The following is a 26,758-nucleotide window of genomic DNA, read 5'->3' as shown; positions in this document are numbered from 1 at the left end:
CCATTTTCAAATTCTAACGGACTCCACAGCTGCTATTCTCATGAAAAGCATGAAATTTAGCTGCTTATGGATCAATTAGCGGCTCTGGAGTCCGTTAGGTTTGCGAAAAGGGCCATTTGGGGGAGAATAACGGCTCTGCGGTCCGTTAGCTCTCCACGACCCGCGCACAGTCGCACATTACGCTCCCCACTAGCTCAGACGACAAGCCGAGTTAACTCGAGGCTATTGTCTAAAGTATCTGGACGTTCTCGGACTTTACACCGTACGAAAACCTTACGGACCGAGCGGCCCTTATTCGGAGAAAATAGGCCATTTTCAAATTCTAACGGACTCCACAGCTGCTATTCTCATGAAAAGCATGAAATTTAGCTGCTTATGGATCAATTAGCGGCTCTGGAGTCCGTTAGGTTTGCGAAAAGGGCCATTTGGGGGAGAATAACGGCTCTGCGGTCCGTTAGCTCCACGAGCCACGAAACTGTGGTCGTTAGCGCTCCAAGCCTCGGCTCTGCAGTCCGATAGCTCTCCACGACCCGCGCACTCTCGCCCGTTACGCTCCCCACAAGCCAACTCCCGCGAAATCCGGGCGCACGTCGCCTCGCCGGCGCATGACTGTGGCCCCTCGATCCCTCTGGCTAATAAGCGATATCCACCAACCGCCCCTCAGAGGCGGTCACCAAATCTTCCCCCCTCAGAAATATCTGCAACCCCCGGCGGCCGCCGCTGATGCTAACCAACTCCATCGACTCCACAGTCGAATGCAGGTAAAAGGGGTACTTCTTCTTCATGCCCAGCGGAGAAACTCCGCCTCGTATGTAGCCTGTAAGGGATTGAATGTCTTTGACAGGCACCATTTCAATTTTTTTATTCCCGCTTACGGAAGCGAGACTCTTCAAGTTCAGTTCCTGGTCGCCGGGAATGCAGGCTGCGAGGACACCTGTCTTGTCCCCTTTTAAGATGAGTGTTTTGTACAGCTGACTAGGTTGGAGCTCCACTTTAGCAGCAACGGTAGTGGCATCCAACTGATCCTCATCCCACTCATATTCGTGTAGCGAATAAGCAATATGGAGAGAATCGAGGATTCGGCAGGCATTCGTTTTGTTCGACATAGGTCCTCCTCTTTTTATATACAAAAGTTGTACGAATGAAAAACCAATCTATATTTGGATATCATAACATGATATAGTTAGGACATGAGCAATTTCTAGGCTGCAAGGAGGCCATATGAGTCAAGGTAAACAGAACCACACAGGTCACTTATTCACTGTAGAAATTTTAATTGAAGAGGCTACAAATGGTCTTGCGATGGAAAAGCTCCTACATCTTCTTAACGCAGAGACAGTCAAAGATTATCAAATCCTCAAGGGCATCGAGCTCGGTAAGCTAATTGAATTGAACACAACGAAAAAAGAGAGCACGCCTCCTTCATATACTGGCAAAAAGGCAGTAACTTCTCCCCCGCCTGCAACTCCCGCGCCAACGACGACGTCGACAGCGCCAAGCGGAGCGGCCGATCACATTATCTCACAGCTAGAAGGCTACAAAGCTAACAACACATTGATTCGGCTAACCGTTATCAAAGGTCAGGGCATTAAGCTCAATCTTCCCTGCCGGATTTTGAATTATGACAGCAGCAATCAAAACGTTGCCGTGTATCATGTGGATGAGAAGAAAGTTTACTCATTTAAACTGAATGAAATCGACGATTACGTCGCTTTCTAAACAAAGAGGATGTTCCCTGATCGACCAGGGACATCCTCTTTTTCTTAACCCGAAGCCGCGGCATGCACGCCATGGCTTAGCATATTCTCCAGCTGGACGGCGTTCACAGGCGGGCTGAACCAATAGCCCTGTACTTCGTTGCATCGGTTCTGATGCAGGAAGTGCAGCTGCTCTTCCGTTTCTACACCTTCCGCAATGACTTTCAGGTTCAGATGACGCGTCATGGCGATAATCGTAGTAACGATTGCGGCGTCATTGGGATCCACCATAATGTCGCGGACAAAGGAACGATCTATTTTCAACTTATCAATCGGAAACTTTTTCAAATAGTATAAGGAGCTGTAGCCGGTCCCGAAATCATCAATGCTCACGTGAACACCCAGCTCCTTGAGCTCGAGCAGAGATTGAATCGCGTGATCGACATCCATGGTCATGCTTTCCGTAATTTCAAGCTCCAAATACTGCGGATCTAGCCCCGTTTGCTCCAGCACATGAGAGATCTTGCCTTTCAGATTATGCTGGAAAAACTGCCGCATGGATAAATTCACAGAAATCGGCATCGGGGAAAAGCCTTGATTTTGCCAGGCTTTATTTTGCTTGCATGCCGCGCGCAGCACCCATTCGCCGATCGGTACGATCAAACCGGACTCTTCTGCAAAGGAAATAAAATAGTTCGGCGAGATCAGCCCTTTCTCCGGGTGATTCCAGCGAATCAACGCCTCTACACCGACAATGCGTCCTGTCTCAATATCAACCTGTGGTTGATAGAATAAAACAAACTCCTCCAAGGCGATCGCTCTGCGGAGTTCATTCTCCAACTTGAGGCGATTGATGGATACGGATTTCATATCCGCGTTAAAAATCTGGAAGTCATTGCGCCCTTTCTCTTTCGCTCTGGCGAGTGCGATATCGGCATACTTCATCAGTGTATCCGCATCTTCCTCATCTGCCGTAGAGATGGCGACACCAATACTTGCTGTAACATGCAGCTCGTACTGTTCAAGAACAAATGGTTTCTCCAGCACGCGATTAATCTCTGCGATTACAGCAATGACATCATTGGAATCAGCGACATTCGTATAGAAAAAAGCAAACTCATCGCCTTCGGTCCGTGCCAAATAATCATTTTCCGTAATGCATCTTGTGAAGCGTTCAGCAAGCTGCAGTAGCATCATGTTGCCGTAATCGTAGCCGAAGCTATCGTTGACTAATTTGAACCTATCGATATCCAGATAAAAGACGGCGACCTGCTGCCCCGCTGATCTGGCCAGGCTCAACCGTTCATTCAGGTGGTCTCTAAACATACGCCTATTCGGCAGCCCCGTCATGTCATCGTAATAGGCCATATACCGGACTTGTTCATCGCTGCGCTTACGTTCCGTTATATCCTGACAAATGAGGATAAAGCCCATATCATTCGTGCTCAGTTGAACGGGAACGGCTGTTGCATGCAAGTCAACTCGATAGCCGCTTTTGTGAGACACGGAAGTTTCAAAGGTAAGCGGCTCTCCATCCGTCGCCAGTTGAAGTTGATTGATCGTCAACTCATACTGCTCTTGCGTCACAAAATGGCTGAAACGTTTCTCCAACAATTCCGATGCCGAATATCCGAGGATCGTTTCTGCCGCTGCATTAATCCGGATGAATGTCCCCTCTTGGTCAAAAATACCAATCGCATTCGGATTATGCTCAAATAAGGAATCCAGCACATGCTGATAGGAGTGATGCTGCAGAGCTGGTTTTGATAAGTGCTGTACGTCCCTTTCTTTTCTCAGCAGCTGAATAAACAGCGGCAGGGCAGCTAGAACGCATATCCATACAGCATACGGCTTTACGTAAAGGCTTACGAATATGGCGACAATCAAATATCCGCCAATATAGAGCCGGTTTTTCACAAATTTGCCTCCTCTTACAATCTCACTCTAGGTAATAGGAAGCGTCGCACGGACTATCGTTCCTTCTCCCGCTTAATCTTCATAACGAATTTGCCGCAATGAAAGAAACAAGCCCGCACTTCACTTGTCTCCTTGTGTGATTCATCCGACACCTATGGGAAAATCAATATGTATTTTAAAACCATTTGCGTTAACTACTACTTTCTACATAAGTCGAGCTTTTCCTGCAAATAGGGCACAAAATAAAGAAAAAAGAGTCGGAATTTCCTGACTCTTTCCAATTTTATTATTTTAGAGCGGCAATCGCGAGCAGAATCCATCCCACTAAGAAACTCAAGCCGCCAAGCGGTGTAATCGGTCCAAAAAATTTGATTCCTGTCAAGCTAAGCGCATATAGGCTGCCCGAGAATAAGATGATTCCGATAAAAATCGCCCATCCGGAAGCATTCACCATCGAAGTGTTTCCAAGCTTATCTGACAAAATGGCAATGGCGATTAACGCAACCGCATGAATCATGTGATAATGCACACCCGTTTGAAAAACTTCTAGTTTGTCAGGCGTTAATTTTTGTTTCAAGATATGTGCCCCGAAAGCGCCCAATGCGACAGAAAGAAACGCGTTCAAGCTGCCGATCAGCACAAAAAGTTTCATCATCGTTTCCAAACTTCCCTTCATTAAAGCTTAAATTTATTCTACTTCACCGATATCATGCTGTCCAACGATCAGTCGTACTGGCTCCAGGTAAACCTTGGTGACTGTCGGATGTGTAATTAAATCGATCTCAATATCTACAATTTTATTGCGGGCTATTTTGCCTTCTCTTTTGTCATAAACGACCTCGAATTGCTTGAGTCCCAACTGATAAATCAGAACGGAAGAACCGATGGAAAGCGCGTTAGACTCGAACTCCCCGTGCTCAAACAATACCTCGGATAAAATTTCTTCATTCATGTCCACAATCGTAACATACTGGCAAAATTGGTACTTCATCAAAAACTGCCCCCTTTAAATTAGTAAAATGTACTTACCAATTCGCCGGAAAATGTCGAAATTCCTGCATCATTCAGTATGACCAAGAATGTTCACAGAAAACCCGTAAAATAGATGACAACAGGAATAGTAAACATACTAAACAAGGTGGAGGTAAACACGGCCTGTGAAGAAAACTCCGGTTCATTCTCATACTCAATCGCCAGCAGCACACTGCTAAGGGAGGTCGGCACAGCACATGAAAGAACTAGCGCCTGTGCAGTCAGACCATTGATTCCAAGCATCCACACGACCAAAAATCCGAGCAATGGCCCCGCAATCAGCCGTAAAATATTCGAAACAGCCACATTCGAGAAGTGAAATTCCCACTTCATCCCGCCAAGCTGTACGCCAAGTGTTAAGAGCGCAGTTGCCATGAAGGCATTGGAAATGTACGTCAGCGGCAGATGAATGGACGACGGGACGGGTAAATGAAAGTATCTCAGCAATAGAGCAACCGGAATGGCATAAATAACAGGTAAAGACAAGATCGTCTTCATCGTTGCCTTCCAGGTTGATTTGTGGGCATTTAACGTGTAAATGCCGTACGTGTTAGGGATCAAATTTTGCATAATCATGATAATAATTTGGATGGAAAGCGTATAGGCATTCCCGCCGAATACGGTTTGATTAAGCGGCAGCGCGTAGTTGGCGCTGTTATAGAAAATAACGCTGTTTCGCATGGCGATCCGCATGCCCCGCTTCATTTTCTTAATGCGTATATAGATCTCAATCACTGCAAACAGAAGGCTGAAAAATAAAGCGAAAAACAAAAGGACTTGCAGAATGACATTCAGGTTCATTTCAGACTCATACAGTTTGACGAAAACGATTGCAGGAGAAAACACATAGAAATTGAGCTTGGATAACGTTTTAATATCAAGATGAAAGGCACGATACATGACTGCGCCAATCGCGATCATGATCGAAATCGGCACAATATTATTAATTAGAATATAAATAAAATAACTCATTTCTGTTCCTCACTTAAATGAAGTTCCGTTGCTGTAGTACGCATCCTTGCTGTAGGTCGTAAAAGCAACTTCAACCTCAGGCAAGCCAAGCCCAAGGACATGGGTCGTAACTGCCGCAGCGACGGCATCCCTGATCTCGTCCCCTCTTTCAAACCAGGCGACTTCAACAAACGGATAGGCGGGCACGATTTTACCACCGAATATAGCCGGATGCTGGACACACTCCAGCGTAAAATTATCGCTGTCACACTCGCAGATCGCTGCAAGCTGTTCAACTAAGCTCTCACTCATTCCACAAACTTGTTCGATCGTTACTCCTCTAAACGTTAATCTAGGCATGCTCCAAACTCCAATCCTTTATCGCCATACGGCTTCTCATTTCGTTGATGCGTTTACACTATTAATGATACGTTTCAACTGTACATTGAAATTATGAATTTCTTCCAAGGACAACCCACTGGATTCAAGCAGCGTCTGCGGGATGCAAAATGCTTTTTCATAAAGCGCGAGTCCCGTTTCTGTAATGACAATGTTCACAACACGCTCATCTTCGATTGACCTTTTCCGCTCTACCAACTTCTGAGTCTCCATCCGTTTGAGCATCGGCGTCAACGTGCCTGAATCCAGATCCAGCTTCTCGCTGAGCTCCTTGACGGTGCTCTCTTTTTGATCCCACAGAACGAGCAGCACCAAATACTGCGGATAGGTAATTCCCAAGTCTTCCAGAAAAGGACGATACATCCGTGTGATAGCTCTCGAACTGGCGTATAAACTGAAGCAGAGCTGATTATCAAGTTTTAATAATTCTTCATTGGTGCTCATACCATCGGCTTCCTTTCTCATTCATATTGCGAACAATCGATTTGCTTCAAATGTATATAAAAATAATCTTACTGTCAATGCGAATAGTCAGATAAGTTCATAAATGTTGCTAAACGTTGATCAGACAGGGTTTAAAAAGGAATTGTATCCGCGCCGCATTCATGCTACGCTTGTTTCAAAATTATACCAATAAAGGGGAATATGACCTATGGATTGGTTTTCTGCTCATAAAGTGAGTATGGATGAGGTATTCGGAGAAGCGGAACATCTTATTCGCGCATTTCCGGAACCGCTGAATCGTCATGGCCTAGCCTACTTCGCTAAATTTGACTTGCGGCAGCAAGAGAGCACGAAAAATTATATCTGCTACTTGCTACCCTATTGGATGCAGGAAATCACCCATTTGCCAAACGATTCGGTCAAAAGGTTGAGCTTAGCTAACGTTTTCGTTATGCTCTATTACTTTGTGGTAGATGACATTATGGATTCTACTAAAGGGGCGCATACGGACAAGCTTCCACTCGCGAACTTATTTCAATTGCAATATCAAATGATGTACCGCGCATTGTTCCCGCCGCATTCTCCTTTCTGGCATTATTACGAGACTTACGTGCTGGAATGGGCCGACGCAGTAGCCGGCGAGCCGGGTGGCAATTACTTTCATACGGACAAAAGAAAGGTTGCCTGGAAAGCCAGTCCTGTCAAAAACGCCAGCACTGGAGCTCTGCTCCTCGCCGGTCAAGCTGAGCTGATCCCCGCTGTGACGGGAGCTGTTGAGCAAGTGCTCGTGACGCTGCAAATGCTTGATGATTGGGCGGATTGGGAGGAAGATTTGGGCGAGGGTTCCTATAATTGTTTGCTTGCTTTTTTGCGTGGAAGTGTTGGAGGCTCGGAAGCTGGTTCACCAACTCCTGATTGGGTCAAGCAGATGATATATGTTCGTGATGGGTTGGAGGGATATAGCGAGGTGGCCGTTAGGCATCATGAGGAGCTGCTAGCGTTAGATTTATCGATGAAAGAGCTTAGTCAATTTCACTTTAGTCTTGTTGATCGTTTGCGTGTAACAGCAAAAGAGATCAAAGAAAAGCGCAGCCAACTTCTTTCTGGTGGTTTATCCTATTTTATGTCGAATTCTAGTAATTTTTGATAGAATATTTTGAATATTCATGCTATACTCCACTTATTGGGAATATTAACCAATAACTCATGCAAAGTTGCTGAGTCTAACGGACTGAAATGCCCTTATTCATGGTTTTTCAGCATGAAATAGGATTTAACGGACCTGAGCGACGCTATTCCACTCAAATTAGCCTATAACAAGGGTAGTAACAGTGAATAACGCCTCCTCAGTCCGATAACTTCCCATTTCATCGCCAAACATCAGAAATAGCGGCTTCCATGTCCGTTACAATTAAAGGGGAGTGACTGATCATGTCATCACATGAACAATTAAAAGCGAAAATCATTCAAAAAGCGTGGGAAGATGAAGCATTCAAAAACCAACTTCTTGCCAATCCAAAAGCAGCGCTAAAAGAATCCTTTGGTATTACGCTCCCCGGTGATTTTACATTGAAAGCAGTAGAAGAAACTTCGACGGACTTTGTGCTTGTTATTCCGGCGAATCCGGCTAAGGTATTGGTAACAACGGGTCCTGCAGCCCTTACTTGGTAATAGCATACATAAGAGGTGTTACGTAATTCATACGTAACACCTCTTTCTATTTATCTACTAGCTGGAAAGCGAAGAATAACTTCAGTGCCCACGTTTTTTTGACTTTTAAACTGGATATACCCTTTCATATTTTCGATAATCTGAAAAGAAACCATTAGCCCAAGTCCTGTTCCTTTTGTTTTGGTGGAATAATAAGGTACCCCCAGTTGGGCCAACTGCGCCGCTTCAATTCCTTCTCCATTATCTTTAATATGTATAAAAACCTCTTCATTTTTTTCGTAAGCCCATATGTCCACAACGCCATCGTCCTGAAAAGCTTCAATGCTATTTTTAATTAGATTAATCAGAACTTGTTTCAATTTTGATGAATTACCTTGGATAATCAAATGCTCGAGAACATCGACGGTTATCCTTCCACTGTGCAGCGCAACCAAGGGAAAGATGATACCCTCAATTTGCCTGAACTCCTCGAAAAGATTTAATTTCTTAGTTTCTTCTCCCTGTGGCTTGGAGAAGGTTAAAAAATCCGAAATAATGACGGAGGCTCGATCCAACTCCTCAATGGCAATCATCATATATTCCTGATTCTTCTTATCCGATCGAGAAGCAACGAGCTGTAAAAAACCTCTTGTCACTTGAAGTGGATTTCTCACCTCATGAGCAATCGATGCCGCCAATTGACTTATAATTTCCATTTTTTCGGATTGCTGAAGCTGATGATTATAAAATTCCAGTTCTCTAGAATAATTAATAATCCTTTCCTGATTGATCGCAAAGCGCCTGCCAAGTATAACAATAAGAGCAACAATAAATCCTAAAATACCCCATTTCCATAAGAAAATCTGCTTATTCTGTGAATTCATATAGTAAAGGATAAGGTCCAACGTACTCATAAAAGCCAGTGAGGCAAAACCAACTGAAAAAATGACAGCTTCTTTATTCCCTTTAAACATAAGCAAAATGGATGATCCGATAAGCAAACTAAACTGAAGGATCATAATAAACCCCATTATGGTAACAGCTACAAAGAAGTAAAACTTATTAAACCCGTAATTACTCAATATGTTAATGAACAAACATATGATTACAAAGACGGAATAGACCGTTTGACTTTTTCTAAGCCAATAAATGACCTTATACTTACCCTTTCCAAAAATGCGTTCAAAATAAAACGTAAGTGCCGGCAAAAATACAACAAGTGAAATATCAAACAGAGCACTATACAACGCTCCATATTTCGTGAGGCTTTCATACATGAATGGGGTGTAGGTAATAAAAATAATGCCAAGCGAAATAAATAATGTACTAACTAAAACCCAGTCTGTACGTTGAACTCTTTTTATGAATATTGAACCTATCAACACGATTACAGCAATAAACAGAAGAGCACTGCCTATAATAATGTTCTGTAAATCCCCAAGCACAAAGCTTCTTAATAAGACATCATAATGGTCTAGTTTTATAATGGAAGTTATGCCTAAACGCCCCATTGAAGTCTCCGACTTCATTAAAACCATGTGTCCTTCGTCCTCACTGCTAATTGGGAATAGACTGCTTTGTTGATCATAATTGAAATCAAACTTAGTTTCCTTGACTAATTGTTGGTCAATGTACACCGAAAGGTGCTGTGCGTATATCCCTTGTATGTACAGGCCGTAGTCTTTAGGAATTTGCGAGGGCAGTTGAAGCCTGATCCACGCCGTAGTAACATCCTTCGGTTTCTCTGGAATGACATCACCAATCTTCACCACCTTCCAACGCTCAGGCGAGGCAGCCCTAACACTTTCCAGACTCTCTGATGGATCCCCCCACAGGATCGAATATTCTGAAATCGTTTTCATTTCTTCTGGAACATCATTGGCAAATACTCGCGGCATTAAAAACGAACTGCTCAACACAGCAACAAGTACCACTAACCAAAGCGTTGGAGAAAACCGCTTCATGTGTTCACCATCCCCGTCAAAACTTAACTTACAATGTTTAACAATAAATCAAATTCGACAGGAGGCACACTTTCCCTTCTTTTACCAAGTAAACAATAGTCAAACAAATATAGCCACCCCCTGCCAATTAGGGGGTGGCTATTACATACCATATAAGCGGCTACGTGCAGGCTCCGTTTCAGCTACAACACGGCCATGGCTAATCACATACCGGCAATCCGGCTGAACCCGTACAAGATCCATGGCATCCCGGCCAGGCAGCAGAATAAAGGATGCCGGCTGGCCAACTTCCAGCCCATAGTCGTACAGCTGCAGCACTTTCGCAGCGCGCACCGTCACCATGCGCACAAGCTCAGCAATTTCTTCACGCCCAGTCATATGCGCGAGATGGGCTGCCATATGAGCTGCTGCCAGCATATTTCCAGTGCCGAGCGGATAAAAAGGCGTCTGAATGTCATCGTGCGCGATACTAACATTCACACCGGCCGCCCGCATCTCCTTGATCCTGGCGATTCCACGCCCTTTGGGAAAGCGATCAAAGCGGCCTTGCATAGCACTGTTGATGAGTGGGCAGCAGACGACGTTCACGCCGGATCGAGCCGTGATGCCTACTACTTTCAGAAAGTAGGCGTCACTATAGTACGCGGAAGCATTCGCATGCGCTGCGGTAACACGCTCCCTTAGGCCATAACGAATGGCCAAGTGAGCCGTGCTCTCAAGGAAGGTGGAATGCTCATCGTCCATTTCATCGCAGAACACATGGACGAAGCAGCCATACTTCTCGGCTAGACGGAACACGATGTCGAGCGACACGAGGCCTTCCTCACGCGTAGGTTCAAGATGCGGAATGGCGCCGATCCCATCAGCGCCAAGCTTGAGCGCCTCCTCCAGCCGGCGCTCATTCTCCGGGCAGGCGCGAATCCCGTCCTGCGGGAAAGCGATGACCTGCAGCTGCATGTGCGGCTTCACGCGCTCGCGCAGGTCAAGAAGCGCCCGCAGCGCCGTCAGGTTCGGGTCCGATATGTCCGCCTGCGTGCGAACATGGAGAATGCCGGCGGCCATTTGCAGCTGCAGCACTTTCTCCGCTCGCTTCCAGACATCGTCATAGGTGAGCGATTGCTTGCGCTTTTGCCATAACCCGATGCCTTCAAACAGCGTGCCGCTTTCGTTCCAAGCAGGTTCCCCCGCCGTTAAAACCGTGTCCAAATGGATATGCGACTCCACGAATGGAGGGAGCAGCAGATGCCCGCTGCCATCAATTTCTCGTCCGGCTCCACTATCGATAACGCCAATTCCGACGATCCTGCCGTCCTTCACGCCAACATCGACAACTCCCGGGTCATCCAGCAGACGTACCTGTCGAATGATTAAATCAAGCAGTGCGATCACCCTCTTCCTTATGTGTGTTCATTAGCTGTCTTTTTTCATTTCGGATTCATGCCAGGAGCTCAACACCCATTTGGAGAACGCATTGACTAAGAGGAAAAAGGAAATGCCCAGCGCTGAAGCCGACAGCCCGCAAGCGAATAAATACGCCGTTTTTAACCGGGCAGCTGCATACGTAATCGCATAACCAAGCCCACCAGCTCCACCGCCGATGCCAGCGATATACTCACCGACGATGGCGCCGACAACGGATAAGGTACAGGAGATTTTCAGTCCAGCAATAATATAAGGAAGAGCAGCCGGGATGCGAAGTCTCCACATCGTTTGAAAGGCATTGGCATTATACAGGTAAAACAAGTTACTCATATTTTGATCCGTAGAATTTAAACCGATTAAGGTATTTGAGAGCATGGGGAAAAACCCGATCAAGAACGTAATGATGACGATGGCATTCATGCCCGCATCGAACCAGATGACAATTAATGGCGCAATTGCAACAATCGGAATGGTTTGCAAAATGATGGCGTACGGATACACACTTTTCTCGATCCACTTGGAACTGGCAAGTAGAATCGCACCCGCTACCCCCATGATGATGCTGAGGAAAAATCCGAGCACAGCTTCAAGCGTCGTCGTTGTGACTGACACCCATAACGCATGTTTGTTTTCCACGGCGGCAGCCACGATGTCAGAAGGCTTAGGTACCAGATAAACAGGCGCCTTAGCTAAATAAGCAATGAGTTCCCAGCCACCAATGAAAACGACAAAGGCAACCAAGGGAGGCAGCATGTGCTTCAACAACATGAGGAAGCGATAGCCTGGTGAGGCGCCTTCATCAAGTCGGTTAGCCCAAGCGGAACGCTCACGGGCAGGAAATATTTCGTCGGGCAGCATTTTAAGATAGTTAGAATCAACAGCCATTTGTCGTGTCTCCCTTCATTTAAGGCTCAACCTTCATTTTGCCAGGATTCAGAAGTCCTCTGGGGTCATTCTCGCGTTTCTTGCGCGCCATGCTGCCAACCTCACCACGTCCGCCTTGTTCGAGCACCCATGTGTGCGGATCGAAGATCTTAACCCTGATGGATTCGCAAAAAGCAACGATCTCGTACAATCTCTCTTCACTTTGAAAGCGAACTAGCGGAAGCGCATTTAGCGCGAGTTCTCCACCGCTACGCACCCATTCGAAATGCAAGTAAACTTCGTCGCCCCATTTCGCTTTCAGCAGCTCGATTTGTTCCTCATAGCGCCCCAATTCAAAGCCTGCCTGCAAATAAGTCATAGAGGAATCCGTCTTCATTGCCCATAATGTCGTATGATTCCATGTAAAATCCGACACGCCAATCGTTTTCCGATATTGCTTGGCTTCTATAAAATGGTCAATGCATCCGCCATAGCCATCAACCAGCGCTTCAACGGAGTCCATACTTTCCTCCGCAATCTCAAGCATAACGGCCGCCTTGCCAGCTTTGATCACTTTGGCAAATGGAACAAAATAGGACGGAATCGGCCACTCCATCGGTGCAATAAGCCTCTTCGGAATTGCAGCCTCTCTCGCCAAAGCCTCCCCGAACCTCATGGACTGCTGCAGCGTATCAAAGCTTACAATAACCTGAGCCCACTCCGTGCGCGGAGAAAGCGGAATCGTCACCTCGGTTAAAATGCCGGTCGTTCCATAATTGTGAATATAATCAAATAAATCACGGCCTTGAATCACGAGGCGTTGCGGTGTCTCTTCCATTGTATAGATCACAGCTTCAAGCACATTGCCGTCCCACAGGTTGCCATGGGTGATAGAACCGATTCCCCCGGAACCTCCGCTGACAAAACCGCCCACCGTTGCTTTGACATAAGTGCTCGGATAAATGCGAATCTCCTGCCCAGCCTCGCGCGCCTTTTTATCCATGACACCCAGACGCACACCGCATTGAAGCCTTGCATAGCCAGGTCCGATTTCGAGAATTTCATCCATACGGCTTAAATCAAGGACAATACCGCCCTGTAGTGGAACCGCCTGACCGTAATTACCTGTTCCGGCTCCACGCACCGTCACCGGAATGTTGTGGTGATAACCGAAGGCGATAATATCAGCCACTTCAGCCTCAGAACGCGGTATAGCAATGACATCCGCTGCTTTCATATGCTGCAATTGCCGATTAAGGACAGGAGAATACCAGTAATAATCTTTCGAAAGTTTTTCTCTCGTTGCACCATCTACATGCACGATCTCATCCCCGAGCTGTTCCTGCATGATTTGCTCCCAGTTCATTTGCATCGCCATCTGCGTCATCCTCTCGTCTTAATGCTCTAACGCTGCGGATACTTCCCGCACCAAATCGCTGAACTGCGCCGTGGTCCGGAAGCTTTCATCCCGTGGAAAAGGCACTGGAATATCCAATCGCGCCGATATTTTGCCAGGACGCGGTGTCATCACAACAACACTTGTGGATAAAAACACGGATTCAAACACATTGTGCGTCACGAACAGCACCGTCATTGATTTATCCTGCTGCCAAATATTAAGGAGTTCCATCTGCAGCGTTTGGCGAGTAATTTCGTCCAAAGCGCCAAACGGCTCATCCATGAGCAGCAGTTTAGGCCTGGAGATCAGCGCGCGGGCGATCGAGACACGCATTTTCATACCACCGGAAAGCTGCCTTGGCAGCACCTTCATATAATCCTTCAAGCCGACAAGCTCGAGTACGCGCTGTGCCTCATCTTTTTGCGTCTTCTTGTCTACTCCCCGCAATTCCAGCGGCAATCTAACATTCGCTTCGACCGTCGACCAAGGCAGCAGCGTATGATCCTGAAAGACGAAAGCGATATCGCTTTGCTTACGCGCTTCCTTCGGCGTCGTCCCAAATACATCCAGCTTGCCGCTGCTCGGTTTGGCCAGCCCTGTAATCATTTTGAAAATCGTAGATTTCCCGCAGCCAGAAGGACCCACGAAGCATAGGAACTCCCCTTCTTGAATAGATAGATTCACATCCTGCAAGGCAATCGTTCCGTTTGGGTACGTTTTAGACAGATTTTCCATACTTACAAATGTAGGACTTGTTCCGAGCTTGCTTGGATCATGGATGAGGGGGGAATTCAGGGCCATATCGATCATCTCCTATACTTGTTTTTGGATTCAGCTGATCTATCGGTACTGTTTCAGTGATTTCATGTCAAAAGCTTGAAATTCGAGCAGCGCTTCGGCGATCATCGCACCATAAGTAGCCGTCATCGCTTCGCCTTTTTGAATCGTAGCTTGCGTAGCGTCCCCGGAGATGCCGGAGTGGGATAAATCGTCCATCACCCATGCAAAAGCACGATTGCGCAGCCCTAGATAGCGAGAGCTTGGATAATTTGGAAACTCCGTAGGTGCTGCTTCCATGTGCACCCAATGTGGAACTGCCGACATCACGAGCGACGTTTCCATATCACCCGCATGGATTCCCGCCTGCTTTTCCAGCGGGGTAATCCATTCATCAGCGCCGCCAAGTCCGCCAGGGTCTAACCGGAAGACGGCCAATCCAGTCTCAATGCGGATTTCACGAGCCATCATATTGAGCAGATCTGTGTTGCCGCCATGCGAATTCACCATGACTAACTTTTGAAAGCCACTTCTAGAGAGGCTTTTGGCGATATCCATGACGACGGCCATCAACGTGGTTGCAGATAAGGTGATCGTTCCGGGATGGCCGAGATGCTCGGTACTTTTGCCATAGGGGATCGCCGGCAGCAGCCAAATGTTCGCATCATCCGGAAGCAGATGGAACGCTTCTGTGAGCAGCACCTCGGAGATCAACGTGTCCGTAAACACCGGCATATGCGGACCATGCTGCTCAACCGCGCCCACCGGCAGAACGATCAGCGCGTCATCTTTTGGTAGCTGATCTACCTCCAGCTTACTTAATCGAGGGAAAAAGTGGCGATCCCATGCTTTTCCTGTATAGCGACTGAATGTCACAATGAGCGCCTCCTTATGCGTCGTATGATTTGTTTTTCACCTGTATGAAAAAAGACCCAATCTCATTGATAAGAACGGATCCTAGCTTTCAATGTCACAACGTTTTAACCGGAAGCTTCTCTTGACCGAAAAAGCTGCAAAGCTGCGGCAACATCCGCAACCCGCACCCTAACCGGGCAGCCATCAGCAGTTCCCTCGGATCAGGAGACAACGAGCTGTCTGGTCCAGCCAACGTGGAAGCGCCATAAGGCGAGCAGCCAATCGCGTCTGCAGTTAAATATTCTGGATTCTCGGAGTATGGAAGACCCACAAAAATCATGCCGAAATGAAAGAATGGCACCATAGCCGTCAAAATGGCTGCCTCATGACCCGTATGAATGGAAGCCGTCGAGTTAAAAATGCCCGTTGGTTTCCCTTCCAAAGCCCCTTCCACACATAACTCTCCAGCCATTTCTAGAAACAACTTAACTTGAGCGGGCATCGTGCCATAATAAGTGGGAAAACCCCACAATATACCGTCAGCCCACCGCAAATCATCATTAGTTGCATAGGGAATATTCTCCTGTAACACACCTGCTGCTTCATATATACTATAGCGATCTGTCAGCCGAAATTGATTGGATAAGCTTCTTCTGCTGTTTGCCGGCTTCTCCTTATCTGGCTGGATGACGCGATTCTGAGGAGCGGCCATTTCGGGAATACGCACGATTTTTACCTGATGAGCCCCTGAATGGCTGGCCCCATCGGCCACAGCTTGTGCCATCTGAAAGACATGACCGAATGCACTGTAATAAACGACCAATAGGTTAGCCACCCTCACTTTCACCCTTTCGCGAATTCATGTTTATGGAAGGATATTTCCCGTGAAGCCTCATCCCAATAGCGGGCTAACGTGTTGTCCTGCCATTTGGTTTTGGCTGCGGCCATGCGCACCCACCTTCCCCCGCTGTACACCCAACGCCGTTCCGGCAGCATGGTGAAGATCTCTTCCGGTGTACTGCCGTCTATGACGACAAAGTTCGCTTCATTGCCCGCCTTGATGGCATCATCGGTAAGTCCCAGCACATTAGCGGGAACATCCGTCATCATGCGCAGCAACGTACGAAGATCGTCCGGCCTTCCCATATGAGCGGCGTACGAGCTGATTAAAGCAATTTGCAGCAAATCACCTCGCCCGAATGGATGAAAAGGATCGTGAATATTATCGGAAGCTACCGCAATAGGAATGCCTGCCTCCCATATTTCTTTCAGTCTGGTTACCCCACGCCGAACCGGAAAGCTGTCATGTCTGCCTTGCAAATACAGATTCACCGCAGGTAACGAAACGGCTTTGAGCCCCGCATCCGCCATTTGAGCGATGATGCTGTGCGCATCTTGATCGGTCATGGATGCCAGCGCGCATAAATGATCAACGGTCACTCGTCCTTCGTAGCCTTCCGCCTTCGTTCGATAGGCGATATGCTCAATCGTGCGAATAGCCGGATTGTCGGTTTCATCACAATGCAGATCAATCGGCACGTCGTATTTCTCCGCTAATTTGAATACATAATCAATATCTTCTTTCGGGGTCATGGATAAATGAGGTGCTCCCCCAATTCCGTCAACACCCATCCGCAATGCTTCCTCGATGGCGTCTACGTCCATTGACATAAAGTTGTAAGGACACATTGGAAACAGCTGCAACGTTAGATAAGGGGCCAGTGCTTCTTTTGCTTCCAGCGCAGCTTCAATTGTACGTAAGGCAACTTCCCTGGAAACTCGGAGGTTAAAATCCAAATGCGTCCGAATCCGTGTCGTACCAAACGATAATGCTTGCATAGCCGAACGAATTATTCTAGATTTAATTTCCTGCTTGCTAAAAGAAGGCGATGCTTGTGAGTAATTCTGCACAGCTTCTTCTAACGTCCCGCTTCGATTCTCAACCGAAGTTAAGGAGAAAGCTTTGTCCAGATGCATGTGTGCATCCACAAAGCCAGGCAGCATGATTTTACCTTCCAAATCAATGATTGGCCTGTTGGAGTCCAGAAAAGCCTGCGTCGGATTCCACGTTTCCAAAGAAACAGCGCCAGGCGGGGCGGCATCTCCTTCTTGCTTGAGAATCTGTGTCCAAACTCCATCACGAATCGATAGGCGAAACAAATGCCCCTCATCTTCCATGGGTAATCGAACATTGATGAAATCCAAATTCGTAACAGAAGCCACTGCCGCCACCTCCTGAACCGTTATTATTTTTTAGATAAAAATTGCGTTGTAAACACCTTATCAATACTTTCAGCTGTTTTTAGCACACCAACATCCACTAATTGCTTCTGAACTTCCTCCCAGCGTTCCTTGGTCATGACGCCGGTCCCTTTGGTTGCAGCATCGCCGCCAAACACGAAATCCATTTCTTTTGCAGCACTAAATTTCATCATATCTAAGCCCATATCGGGGTTCTTTTGTTGAATGCTCGGGTTAATCTCTTCCGAATGATCTTTGTAGTAATCCCATCCTTTGACCGTGGCTTCCACGAAAGCTTTCACTTGATCCGGATGTTCGGCAATCATCTTCTCCGTCGTGAAGTAAACTCCGCCATAAATGTTGTATCCGGAATCGGCATTCAGCAGTGTGCCATACTCCACTTTTTGCTGATCAAGGGTGAAAGGCTCGCTAGTCACGTATCCTTGTGTGAGCGATGTTTTATCATTAACAAAATTGACTAATTGGCCAGTGTATTTCATTTCTTGGGCAGAGTCTAATTTGTATTTCTTCTTAATGAACTGCCAGAAGCTTGCCGTGGAAGCCACATACACTTTGTGACCATTGAGATCAGCAAAGTCTTTCACTCCTGAATCTTTATGGTAAAACAAAGCTTGCGGGCTCTTCTGCAACGAGGTTGCGATCGCTACAATTGGAATACCCTCTTGTCTGGCCACCAAAATATCGTCGCCGTTAGCCATCCCGAATTGCGCTTTGCCTGAGGCGACAATCTGTGTAGACGATACCTGAGGTCCACCTGGCATCAGCGTCATATCCAAGCCTGCATCTTTGTAGTAACCTTTGGCTAACGCCGCAAAGTTGCCGCCATGCTCCGGCTCAGCGAACCAGTTCAAAACAACCGTTGCTGGAACGATAGCTTTTGGCGCCGTCGCAGCCGCTGTTGATGCAGCGGGAGCTGTGGAAGCCGCCGGCGCTGTGGAAGGTGGTGCGCTTGGCGATGATGAAACTGAGGTGCTTCCACTACCGCATGCGGCAAGCATACTTGAGATTGCAATAAAGCTAATTGACAAGAGTACCGGGCGTTTGGCGACTAGCGGATTCGTATCATTGAATCGTTTCATTTGAACATCCCCTCCATATTTGGTTATCTCTACAAAGTACTTATCGACCTTTAGTCAAATATAGAATTGATCGTCTATGCGCGTCAACGAAGATACTAACGTTTTGTGTTTAATTACAATAAAAGTACGTCTTTTTATTATATTTTCAAGAATATAGTGAGTGACAAGCTATAATATACACTTAAAAACGAACATTAAACGGATTTATACGACGCCAACCTTAACTCCGAGCTCCCGTAACCAACGGCGATAGGCGATAGAAAACCTGTCTACCTTGTGATTAAGCTCCACTTGCAGATCAAGCGGGAGCAGCTCCGGTTTCTGCGTTTCAATCACCTTGGCATCTTGATCAAAGACGATATCCTGAAACCGGATGAAATTCGCATCATCCACATCAAAGGCATAATTACGTGACACCATCATGTGGACAATACATTCTTCTGCGGCCACAGGGAGGACTGTCAGCATGATCCACAAGGTTTGGCCGTTGCTCGGATCCGCTTTGCTTAGCCGAGCCGATAAAGGCCGGTACACTTCCTTCCTATACACGTAAGTCGTTCCTTCACTTTTATCTGAACCGGAATGGGCTACAGGCTGAAAAATCGGAATATGTTCAATATAAATCCGTTCTTTTTCTTTGATGACCTCGAAGTCAGGCAGCTCCGCATAGTCCGGGTGTCCCAGTAAATTCTGGTGAACGAACATCAGATGGGCGAAATCCGTAAAGTTCTCGATCACTCTTGTCCCCGCTGCCGCCACCTTATAAGGGCCGCATGGCAGTGGACGAAACTCCGGATTGGCAAACTCGTCGAAATGAGGCAGCGGTGCTGTCGGCTCACCGATACACACCCAAATAAAACCGTATTTTTCTTCGCAGTGGAAAAGCTGAGCTTTGGCTCTTGGCGGGATTTTCTCCCCCTTGGGCTGTGCCGGAATACAGACACATTGGCCGGAAGAATCATATTGCCAACCGTGGTAAGGGCAGACTAACGCATCGTTTTGCACCCAGCCTTTGGAAAGCATCGCTCCACGATGAACGCATAGGTCCTGCATGGCATGAACCCCTTTGCTGGAACGGTAAAGCGCCACTCTTTCGCCTAAAATAATGACACCAACAGGCTGCTCCTTCAATTCTGATGCGAGATACACCGCATGCCAATCATTTTCCAGAACGGGATCATGTAGACGTTGTAAGGCCATAACTATCATCCTCCTACGAAATATATGAACATATTTGAGCCTGTAAAAAACTACTCGTTGTCTGCGAAAACAGGATATTTTCCAGCTAATTTGGCACGCAGGACGTTGATCCTTGCTTGTGCTCTCTGTAAAATCTCCTGCTCATCCACCCAGGTGCATACGCCTTTATCGACAACGACGTTGCCGCCTACGATGACAAGATCTACGTCATTGCCGTTCGCGTTGTATACCAAAGCAGAAGATGCGCGATGGACGGGGCTGATATGTGCCTTCATCATATCTACCGCTACCAGGTCTGCCTTCTTGCCAGGTTCCAGACTGCCCAACTCATTGCTCCTTCCAACCGCCTTCGCGCCATTCACCGTCGCCATACGCAGCACATCTATCGGAGGCAATAAGGTGGCATCCAGCTCATTTACCTTGTGCAAGCAAGCCGTGAACTTTAGAACCTCTAGGTTGTCTTGGCAGTTATTGCTGCCGGGACCGTCCGTCCCCAAAGCGACATTTATACCCATGCGCAGCATCTCAGGCACTCGGGCCACGCCGGATGCCAAATACATGTTGGAAACAGGGCAGTGAATAACCGATGCCCCTTGATCGCGAATCATGGCCAGCTCGCCGTCATCCAGCCAAACCCCGTGCACAACCTGCGTTTGCTCGCCCAGAAGTCCAACTTCATTCAGGAGCTCCAAGTTACGCAATCCATAACGTGCCATCGTTGTATCGATTTGCTCGCTCGTTTCCGCCACATGCACGTGTGAAATGAGATGGCGATCCCGGCTGAAAACCGCCGCCCGCTCCAGATAGCCACGCGAACAGCCATATAAATTGAGCGGCCCAAGCGCGATGCGGATTCGTCCTGAAGCTGCTCCTTCCCATTCATCAAGCAAGCGGTCCGTAGCGCCAAAGATTTGTTCCTCGGTCTCCCGCAATCGGACTTCTCCGGCCAAATCCGATCCTCCTCGGGCCAAATGCCCGCGAATGCCGGAATCGACCATGGCTCGCAGCACACTCGCGTCATTCTCCGGGTAGGTATGAATATAATGATGATCCATGATATAAGTGGCGCCCGATTTCAGATTTTCAATGCATCCAATCAATGCAGCTAAATAGAAATCTTCTGGCTCCATCGCCAAGCTCATCGGCCAAATGATCTCCTTCAGCCACTGCGCAAGCGGAGAGTGATCGGAAACGCCTCGCATAAACGTCTGAAACAAATGCGTATGCCCGTTGATGATGCCAGGTATCACAACTTTCCCTTTTGCATCGTAGACATATGCCGCCTCCGCCTTAAGGTCATCCATTCTTCCATCTTCGCTCCATGCACCCACTTCCACGATGACATCGTGCTCCAGATAGACGTAACCTGGCTTGAATATCTGATTGGTGGCATTCATGGTCATAATCGTACCGTTGTAAATCAGCTTCTTGGACATTCGATTGCCGCCACCTTTCTTGCGTTAACTTTTATTACACCGTTTAAAATTTTATGATTATGTGTTATGTTTATTAACACGATTATAGGAGCGGCAATCTTTTCCGTCAACGTCACTTGTAAATGAAAACCAAACAGTTTGTAACGTTTTTTAGTGGATCATCGTAAAATTGGTTAACATTCTTTGATTTTCGAAGGCATTAGTGCTGTTTTTTCGTGAAAATATGTTTTTTATAATCAACTGTATATATTTTTCTGTGTAAGGAGTTGTGTCATGATGGATCTTCCACATCTCGATCAAGTGGATCAAGAAATTATCAGGCTGCTGCATGAGAATGGCCGCCTTTCTTACGCCAAAATTGGCGAAATCCTTAATCTGTCGCGTGTAGCGATTCAAAAACGGGTCGAAAACCTGATCGACAATGAGGTCATCGAGAACTTCACTATTCGATTGAATGCAACAAAGCTAGGCAAGGTCGTCAGTGCTTTTTTCGAAGTGGAGGTTGAACCGCGTTTTGCTGAAGAGGTAGGCAATCAACTATCGGCGGATCCCAATGTCATCTCGATTTATCAAATGACAGGAAGCAGTTCGCTGCATATGCATGCTCTGTTGAAGGATGAAGCCGCGTTAGAGGCATTTTTGTATCAGAACATCTACAAACTGGGTGGCGTTGTTCGCGTGAATACGCAAGTGGTGATTAAGCGTTTTAAGCAGGGGACTGGGCTGGAGCTTTAATTAGTAACCAAGAATAAACGACTTTGTCGTCCTTTTAGGACGAGCGCGTAGAGTTAATTCCCCTCCGTAGTTTAGCTTGTTAAGAGCGCAGTGGGAGCGAATTTTGGCGGTGGAGAATACCCAGTGCCGCTAACAATCCAGTGTTACTGAGACATTTGGCGGAGGGGGGCATCCACTTAGGAGTGGTAAGCTGGCGGGCGGGCTACTTGGAGGAACTACGGGGCGCTATTCTAACAAATTAAGCCCGTTTCCGTGATCAAGGGGAACTGCAGGGCCTTGATATGAACGCACTCTGTCAAGCCCCCATTTTAGTACGAGAGTAATTGAGTGTTTTTTGTAAGCAAATAACTCGGCACAGGAGCAAAATGCAAGCAACGGCTAGCATCCTGATATTCGCGGGCTGGTTACCGCAGTTAATGACTTTCGTTAAGAAGAGCTTCCTGTAAACTATTGTCGCACGCAGCTATTAGCAAACCTATAGTTGTGCATAAGGCCTCACACGGACTCTCTTCAACCCCTACTTTGCTCCTGGGCCCAATTATTGCTTTTGTTTCACCATACTTAGGTATCTTATTCCTGCTAAAGTATCGACTGTCAAGGCCGCGAAGCGCAACGTTTAGCCTTGACAGCTCGGATGATTTGAAGACTATGTCTTGTCCCAGCCTGTCGGCTGGGCACTCTAAACCCTGTTGTCGGTTTTAGGCCGTTACAGATCGTTCGACTTTACACGCGATTTCCCAGATGAATCCGACTAGTTCTCGCGCAACTGCTGTTACAGCTACATTAGATTCTTTTCCACGGTACACAAGTTTACAGTATTTGCTGTTCAGCCGTATTTGCGCTCTCCATGAGACAGCCAGAAGTTCGCCTTCCTGACCTTCCATTCGTTTTCTAAGTTCCCTGCCTATCGATGGCTTATGACGATAACTCCAACTTGATTCGACCAAAGTGCGACGAACTCCACGATTACCCGCCTTGGTAATACTTCCTCTTCGCGTACTAAGTCCTGTAGAATGCTCTCGTGGGACCAGGCCAAGGTAAGCCATGAGCATGGCAGGATTTCGGAAACGTGTAAAACAACCTATTTCAGCAACAAGCGTAAGCGCCGAGATGATGGCTACTCCTTTTAATACCTGAAGTGCTTTAACGACTGGACCCAAAGCCCCTTTTTGAGCATATTGAATAATGCTCGCTTCCAGACGTTGAAGGCGACTTTCGGATTCATGAATCGCCTGCAAATATTCTTGAAACATGAGCTGATCAGATTCTCTTTCCCATTTCAAGCTGGTCAACCACTCTCTGTAATTTCGTGTCCAACGATTTTTGATGGCAGGTGGATGAGAAATTTGACGCCGCAGAAGTAACTTTAATACCCGCTGGCGATCTCGATGGAGATCCTCTTTCGCATCCTCTCTTGAGCGAACAAGATCGCGAAGAGCTTCTTGTTCAGGAGTTGGTACGTGCACAGCTGTTAGTTCTCCCGCGCGAAACAGTGTAGCAAGACGAAGGGCATCTCGTTTATCTGTCTTAATTTGATCGCCTGTCCGGACTGGAATGAGGGAAGGGGCGATAACTTTACAAGTAATACCGAGCGCAGTTAGCCAGTGAAAGAGTACATAACCCGTTGGGCCAGCTTCGTAACAAACTTCTAAGTTTTCAGCATTGCCGAGTTGTCTCATTATTTTTTTTACGAACTCCAGTTTATGAGGGAAGTGCCCAACGAAGCGAGGTTCGTCGCGTCCAGCGTCTGCAACAGCAACAGAAATCTTGTCTTTAGATACGTCTAAACCTATGAATTTTGTGGTATGCTTCATATTAACAGCTCCTATTTTGCTTATTAGCTCTGGATTGGTATGGATTGATTGTTCATTACCAGTTTAGCCTACGATTCAGCAAATATTAGGGGCTGTTGTGCGTTCATCATAACTATTTGACCGCCTAACCCCGATTTCTTCAAGAAAACGGACAAATAGAGGACGTCAGTTCCCCTCCACTTGAAGAGGAGCCTATTTCGATGGAATAGCGCCCTGTAGTTCCCCTCAGGGAGGAACCGATGGAGCGATAGCAGCGACTGTGACAGCTATGTTGTATTTTGCGCAACCATTTGGCCGTAAAGGGGCCTCACTTCGCCTCTATATTGCACTTCATACAACAATTGTTGCATTTAAACCGCTTATAATTCACCTTTTGCAACAAATGGTTTTATGATGTGCAACGAAAGACCGCAATCGCGGTCTGATCACATCATTACGTTGTATGTAATGCATCGTAGCCCTTCAACTTTGCTGCACAGCCGTCTTTACAACGAAAAATATTTGTTTGAGTAGATAAACTCTTAACTTTCAAAAAAAAAACCGTCAGAGCATGATAAATGCCCTAACGGTTTTTTTATAAATTCAAACGATACATCGCCTTATTTTCTAATCCGCGAATCATAGGCGTCCAAGCGTCCGTCTCCGGAGTCACTTGCAGCGTATCCTCGACCATCTGCAGCTTCGCATCCATCGAATCGATATAGTGCAAAGCAACAGCCTCGGGAATTTGCGGCAGCACCGGGCTTCCCCATTCCGGCAAATTATGATGCGACAACACGATATGCTGCAGACCGATCACGACATCGGATTGCAGATCTAGCGCATGGTGCAAAGCCGCCTCCGTAATCCAATTCGACGCCATCGAAATATGACCGAGCAGCTTGCCCTGCACGCTGTACTCCGTAACGATGCCCAGCTGCGCAATCATCTCCTCCGGCTTCGCGATATCATGCAAAATGATGCCCGCTTTGATCAAATCCGGATTAAGAAACGGGCGCTGCTTGCAGATGAATTCGCCAATTTCCAGCATCCGCACGATGTGATAAGCTAACCCGGCGAAATAGGCATGATGGTGTGTTTTGGCAGCAGGATAGTGATTAAGCTTCTCCCCAACCTTCGCCACACAGAAAGAAACGATTGATTTAATGTCGGAATTCTCAATGCTTTCCAGAACACCATTTATGGTATGAATAAGATCGACTGGACTGACAGGAGCCGACCGAATGAAATCAGTCATTTGTACGCCATCTTCCGGCAATACCTTGCGTATTCTACCAACTTTCACTTGCAATCTATCGCGATAGGTTTGAACCAGCCCCTGAACCTTCACCAATGTCATCGGAAAAAAGGTTTCCTTATCGGCAGCGCTGACGTCCCACATTTTCGCCGAAATCTGCCCGCTGGCGTCACACAGTACAATATCCATGAAATCCTTCGCAGGCGTCGTGTTCGTTTGCTTAATTTCCAATTCTTTAATGAGATAAAATCCAACAAATTCTTCTGGTGCTTGAAGCTGTTTAATTAATGTCATTTTAGTTCCTCCACATGTCATTAGGAACTATTATACTATGAAAATGACAAAAATGGCTGAATTCATTCATAGATTCGGCGGCGGAGGTCGGGAGCGACTAGCCGCCGCACTTCATCCAGCTCCCTATTTCCCCTGTCCCTGCTTCACTTTCTCCGCAAGCAATGAAAGATCGTACCCTTTCAGAGCCCCTTCAATCAACTCGGGCAGCTTATCCGGTGAACAACCAAAGCAAGGAATGCCGTATTGGGACAGCTTTTTGGCAACCGCTTCGTCATAGGAAGGCACTCCCTCATCGGATAAAGCGAGCAAGCATATGGTTTTCACGCCGGCTTGGTGCATGTCGATAAGCCTTTGCAGCATTTCCGTACGATTGCCGCCTTCAAAGAGATCCGAGACCAAGATAAACAATGTTTTCTTCGGTTCCGTGATGAAAGAGGAGCAGTAGGAGATCGACTTGTTAATGTCGGTCCCTCCGCCGAGCTGAATCCCAAATAGCATATCAACGGGATCCTCTGCACACTGCTCGCTCAAATCAACGACCTCGGTGTCGAAAGCAACCACACGTGTATCCAGTGCTGGCATACTGGCGAAAATCGAGCCAATAATCGAGGCATAGATGACAGACCCCGCCATCGAACCACTTTGGTCAATGTCCAGGATGACCGTCCACTCCTTACTTCGGCGAGCACGATCGAAGAAATAAACCTTTTCCGGCAGCAGAAGTCCGCGTTCCTTGTCGTAATGCTTGAGATTTTTGCGAATGGTTGTGTTCCAGTCCAGCCCTGTAGCAGATGGCAGTGGCGAATGCTGCCTTCGGTTTAGCGCGCCTGTAACTGCACGGCGCAAATCCTGGGAAAGCCGTTTTACGATTTCATCGACAACGGCTTTGACCAGCTGCCTTGCTGTTTCTTTGGTCCTCTCCGGAATTTTACCTTTTAGCGCCATTAGCGTGGCAACCATCTGAATATCCGGCTTGACTTGGGACAGAAGCTCCGGCTCATATAGCAGTTGATGTAATCCTTTGCGCTCGATGGCGTCTGCTTGAATGACGGATACGACATCCGGTGGAAAAAAAGTACGAATATCGCCAAGCCATTTGGCGAGCTTAGGAGCAGATGCCCCGAGCCCGGCTTTGCGGGAGCCGCCGGTATCGGACTCTGCACTGCTGGCAGAAGTGTCGTCATAGATCGCAGCCAGAGCCTCATCCATAAGCCTCGACTCCTCGTCAAGATGAACTCCGCCTGTACCGAAAGACTGCAGCTTTTCTTCGGAAGCTGCGCCTAGAATCAACCGCCAACGGTTCAATTGTTCTTGATCAATCATTGTCATA

The 26,758-nt window shown here is 47.1% G+C and carries 26 protein-coding genes; 4 read left to right on the top strand and 22 right to left on the bottom strand.

Translation table 11 applies throughout. The annotated features are described in order from the left end of the window. Positions 1-380: 380 nt before the first annotated feature. Positions 381-560: a hypothetical protein gene (locus ACKTT9_RS08875; protein ID WP_407871267.1), complete on the bottom strand. Its 180-nt coding sequence runs from the start codon at positions 558-560 to the stop codon at positions 381-383. A gap of 72 nt (positions 561-632) precedes the next feature. After that, positions 633-1,106, bottom strand: a complete 474-nt coding sequence (gene ybaK / locus ACKTT9_RS08870) for a Cys-tRNA(Pro) deacylase (RefSeq protein WP_407871266.1) — start codon at positions 1,104-1,106, stop codon at positions 633-635. A 115-nt stretch (positions 1,107-1,221) separates the two neighbouring features. On the opposite strand from ybaK, the gene ACKTT9_RS08865 reads away from it, so the two are divergent. Beyond that, positions 1,222-1,719, top strand: a complete 498-nt coding sequence (locus ACKTT9_RS08865; protein WP_407871265.1) for a hypothetical protein — start codon at positions 1,222-1,224, stop codon at positions 1,717-1,719. 44 nt (positions 1,720-1,763) lie between these two features. Here the strand turns inward: ACKTT9_RS08865 and ACKTT9_RS08860 are convergent, their stop codons facing one another. From ACKTT9_RS08860 to ACKTT9_RS08835, 6 genes are all read right to left on the bottom strand, one after another. Beyond that, a complete protein-coding gene (locus ACKTT9_RS08860; protein ID WP_407871264.1) occupies positions 1,764-3,614 on the bottom strand; it encodes a putative bifunctional diguanylate cyclase/phosphodiesterase in 1,851 nt (616 codons plus the stop codon). 286 nt (positions 3,615-3,900) lie between these two features. Continuing rightward, positions 3,901-4,266: a DUF423 domain-containing protein gene (locus tag ACKTT9_RS08855; RefSeq protein ID WP_164819722.1), complete on the bottom strand. Its 366-nt coding sequence runs from the start codon at positions 4,264-4,266 to the stop codon at positions 3,901-3,903. A 36-nt stretch (positions 4,267-4,302) separates the two neighbouring features. Further along, a complete protein-coding gene (locus ACKTT9_RS08850; protein WP_127456753.1) occupies positions 4,303-4,605 on the bottom strand; it encodes a hypothetical protein in 303 nt (100 codons plus the stop codon). Positions 4,606-4,697: 92 nt separating this feature from the next. Beyond that, positions 4,698-5,618, bottom strand: a complete 921-nt coding sequence (locus tag ACKTT9_RS08845; RefSeq protein WP_127456752.1) for an AEC family transporter — start codon at positions 5,616-5,618, stop codon at positions 4,698-4,700. Positions 5,619-5,627: 9 nt separating this feature from the next. Next, positions 5,628-5,957 carry a DUF1904 family protein gene (locus ACKTT9_RS08840; protein ID WP_407871263.1) on the bottom strand — a complete coding sequence of 110 codons (330 nt, stop codon included), beginning with the start codon at positions 5,955-5,957 and terminating at the stop codon, positions 5,628-5,630. Positions 5,958-5,993: 36 nt separating this feature from the next. After that, a complete protein-coding gene (locus tag ACKTT9_RS08835; protein ID WP_127456750.1) occupies positions 5,994-6,440 on the bottom strand; it encodes a MarR family winged helix-turn-helix transcriptional regulator in 447 nt (148 codons plus the stop codon). A 208-nt stretch (positions 6,441-6,648) separates the two neighbouring features. Here ACKTT9_RS08835 and ACKTT9_RS08830 point away from each other — a divergent pair, with 208 nt between their 5' ends. Both ACKTT9_RS08830 and ACKTT9_RS08825 read left to right on the top strand, forming a co-directional pair. Next, positions 6,649-7,587 (top strand): hypothetical protein, encoded by a 939-nt coding sequence (locus tag ACKTT9_RS08830; RefSeq protein ID WP_407871262.1) that lies wholly within the window; start codon positions 6,649-6,651, stop codon positions 7,585-7,587. A gap of 284 nt (positions 7,588-7,871) precedes the next feature. Next, positions 7,872-8,111 (top strand): NHLP leader peptide family RiPP precursor, encoded by a 240-nt coding sequence (locus ACKTT9_RS08825; protein WP_407871261.1) that lies wholly within the window; start codon positions 7,872-7,874, stop codon positions 8,109-8,111. Positions 8,112-8,161: 50 nt separating this feature from the next. On the opposite strand, the gene ACKTT9_RS08820 is transcribed toward ACKTT9_RS08825, so the two are convergent. The 11 genes from ACKTT9_RS08820 to ACKTT9_RS08770 form a co-directional block, all read right to left on the bottom strand. Further along, positions 8,162-10,054 carry an ATP-binding protein gene (locus ACKTT9_RS08820; protein WP_407871260.1) on the bottom strand — a complete coding sequence of 631 codons (1,893 nt, stop codon included), beginning with the start codon at positions 10,052-10,054 and terminating at the stop codon, positions 8,162-8,164. A 141-nt stretch (positions 10,055-10,195) separates the two neighbouring features. Continuing rightward, positions 10,196-11,443 (bottom strand): amidohydrolase family protein, encoded by a 1,248-nt coding sequence (locus ACKTT9_RS08815; protein ID WP_407871259.1) that lies wholly within the window; start codon positions 11,441-11,443, stop codon positions 10,196-10,198. A gap of 21 nt (positions 11,444-11,464) precedes the next feature. Further along, positions 11,465-12,244, bottom strand: coding sequence for an ABC transporter permease (locus ACKTT9_RS08810; protein WP_246239471.1), 780 nt, complete (start codon positions 12,242-12,244; stop codon positions 11,465-11,467). A 136-nt stretch (positions 12,245-12,380) separates the two neighbouring features. Beyond that, positions 12,381-13,718 carry an FAD-binding oxidoreductase gene (locus tag ACKTT9_RS08805; protein ID WP_407871258.1) on the bottom strand — a complete coding sequence of 446 codons (1,338 nt, stop codon included), beginning with the start codon at positions 13,716-13,718 and terminating at the stop codon, positions 12,381-12,383. A gap of 18 nt (positions 13,719-13,736) precedes the next feature. Beyond that, entirely contained in the window at positions 13,737-14,540 is an 804-nt protein-coding gene (locus tag ACKTT9_RS08800; RefSeq protein ID WP_181646716.1) for an ABC transporter ATP-binding protein, read from the bottom strand. 39 nt (positions 14,541-14,579) lie between these two features. Beyond that, positions 14,580-15,392, bottom strand: coding sequence for a creatininase family protein (locus ACKTT9_RS08795; protein ID WP_407871257.1), 813 nt, complete (start codon positions 15,390-15,392; stop codon positions 14,580-14,582). A 94-nt stretch (positions 15,393-15,486) separates the two neighbouring features. Then, a complete protein-coding gene (gene wrbA / locus ACKTT9_RS08790) occupies positions 15,487-16,206 on the bottom strand; it encodes an NAD(P)H:quinone oxidoreductase (RefSeq protein ID WP_407871256.1) in 720 nt (239 codons plus the stop codon). An 8-nt stretch (positions 16,207-16,214) separates the two neighbouring features. Continuing rightward, the gene (locus tag ACKTT9_RS08785; RefSeq protein WP_407871255.1) at positions 16,215-17,594 is read right to left on the bottom strand and encodes an amidohydrolase family protein; all 1,380 of its coding nucleotides are present in this window, start codon (positions 17,592-17,594) and stop codon (positions 16,215-16,217) included. Between the two features lie 23 nt (positions 17,595-17,617). After that, positions 17,618-18,712 carry an ABC transporter substrate-binding protein gene (locus ACKTT9_RS08780; protein WP_407871254.1) on the bottom strand — a complete coding sequence of 365 codons (1,095 nt, stop codon included), beginning with the start codon at positions 18,710-18,712 and terminating at the stop codon, positions 17,618-17,620. Positions 18,713-18,916: 204 nt separating this feature from the next. Next, the gene (locus ACKTT9_RS08775) at positions 18,917-19,912 is read right to left on the bottom strand and encodes an aromatic ring-hydroxylating dioxygenase subunit alpha (protein WP_246069242.1); all 996 of its coding nucleotides are present in this window, start codon (positions 19,910-19,912) and stop codon (positions 18,917-18,919) included. Between the two features lie 50 nt (positions 19,913-19,962). After that, positions 19,963-21,348 carry an amidohydrolase family protein gene (locus ACKTT9_RS08770; protein WP_407871253.1) on the bottom strand — a complete coding sequence of 462 codons (1,386 nt, stop codon included), beginning with the start codon at positions 21,346-21,348 and terminating at the stop codon, positions 19,963-19,965. 273 nt (positions 21,349-21,621) lie between these two features. On the opposite strand from ACKTT9_RS08770, the gene ACKTT9_RS08765 reads away from it, so the two are divergent. Next, positions 21,622-22,083: an Lrp/AsnC family transcriptional regulator gene (locus ACKTT9_RS08765; protein ID WP_407871252.1), complete on the top strand. Its 462-nt coding sequence runs from the start codon at positions 21,622-21,624 to the stop codon at positions 22,081-22,083. Positions 22,084-22,781: 698 nt separating this feature from the next. On the opposite strand, the gene ACKTT9_RS08760 is transcribed toward ACKTT9_RS08765, so the two are convergent. The 3 genes from ACKTT9_RS08760 to ACKTT9_RS08750 all read right to left on the bottom strand — a co-directional run bounded on the left by ACKTT9_RS08760 (position 22,782) and on the right by ACKTT9_RS08750 (position 26,757). Then, positions 22,782-23,897, bottom strand: a complete 1,116-nt coding sequence (locus tag ACKTT9_RS08760; protein WP_407869224.1) for an IS110 family transposase — start codon at positions 23,895-23,897, stop codon at positions 22,782-22,784. A gap of 574 nt (positions 23,898-24,471) precedes the next feature. Further along, positions 24,472-25,428 carry a 3'-5' exoribonuclease YhaM family protein gene (locus ACKTT9_RS08755; protein WP_407871251.1) on the bottom strand — a complete coding sequence of 319 codons (957 nt, stop codon included), beginning with the start codon at positions 25,426-25,428 and terminating at the stop codon, positions 24,472-24,474. A gap of 123 nt (positions 25,429-25,551) precedes the next feature. After that, entirely contained in the window at positions 25,552-26,757 is a 1,206-nt protein-coding gene (locus tag ACKTT9_RS08750) for a VWA domain-containing protein (protein ID WP_407871250.1), read from the bottom strand. Between the last annotated feature and the right edge of the window lies 1 nt (position 26,758).

Origin of the sequence: Paenibacillus sp. P36 (assembly GCF_045866505.1) — a bacterium.
Taxonomy (GTDB): domain Bacteria; phylum Bacillota; class Bacilli; order Paenibacillales; family NBRC-103111; genus Paenibacillus_E; species Paenibacillus_E chondroitinus.
The sequence above is the reverse complement of the archived record's forward strand: the minus strand, read 5'-3'. Positions and strand labels throughout refer to the sequence as shown.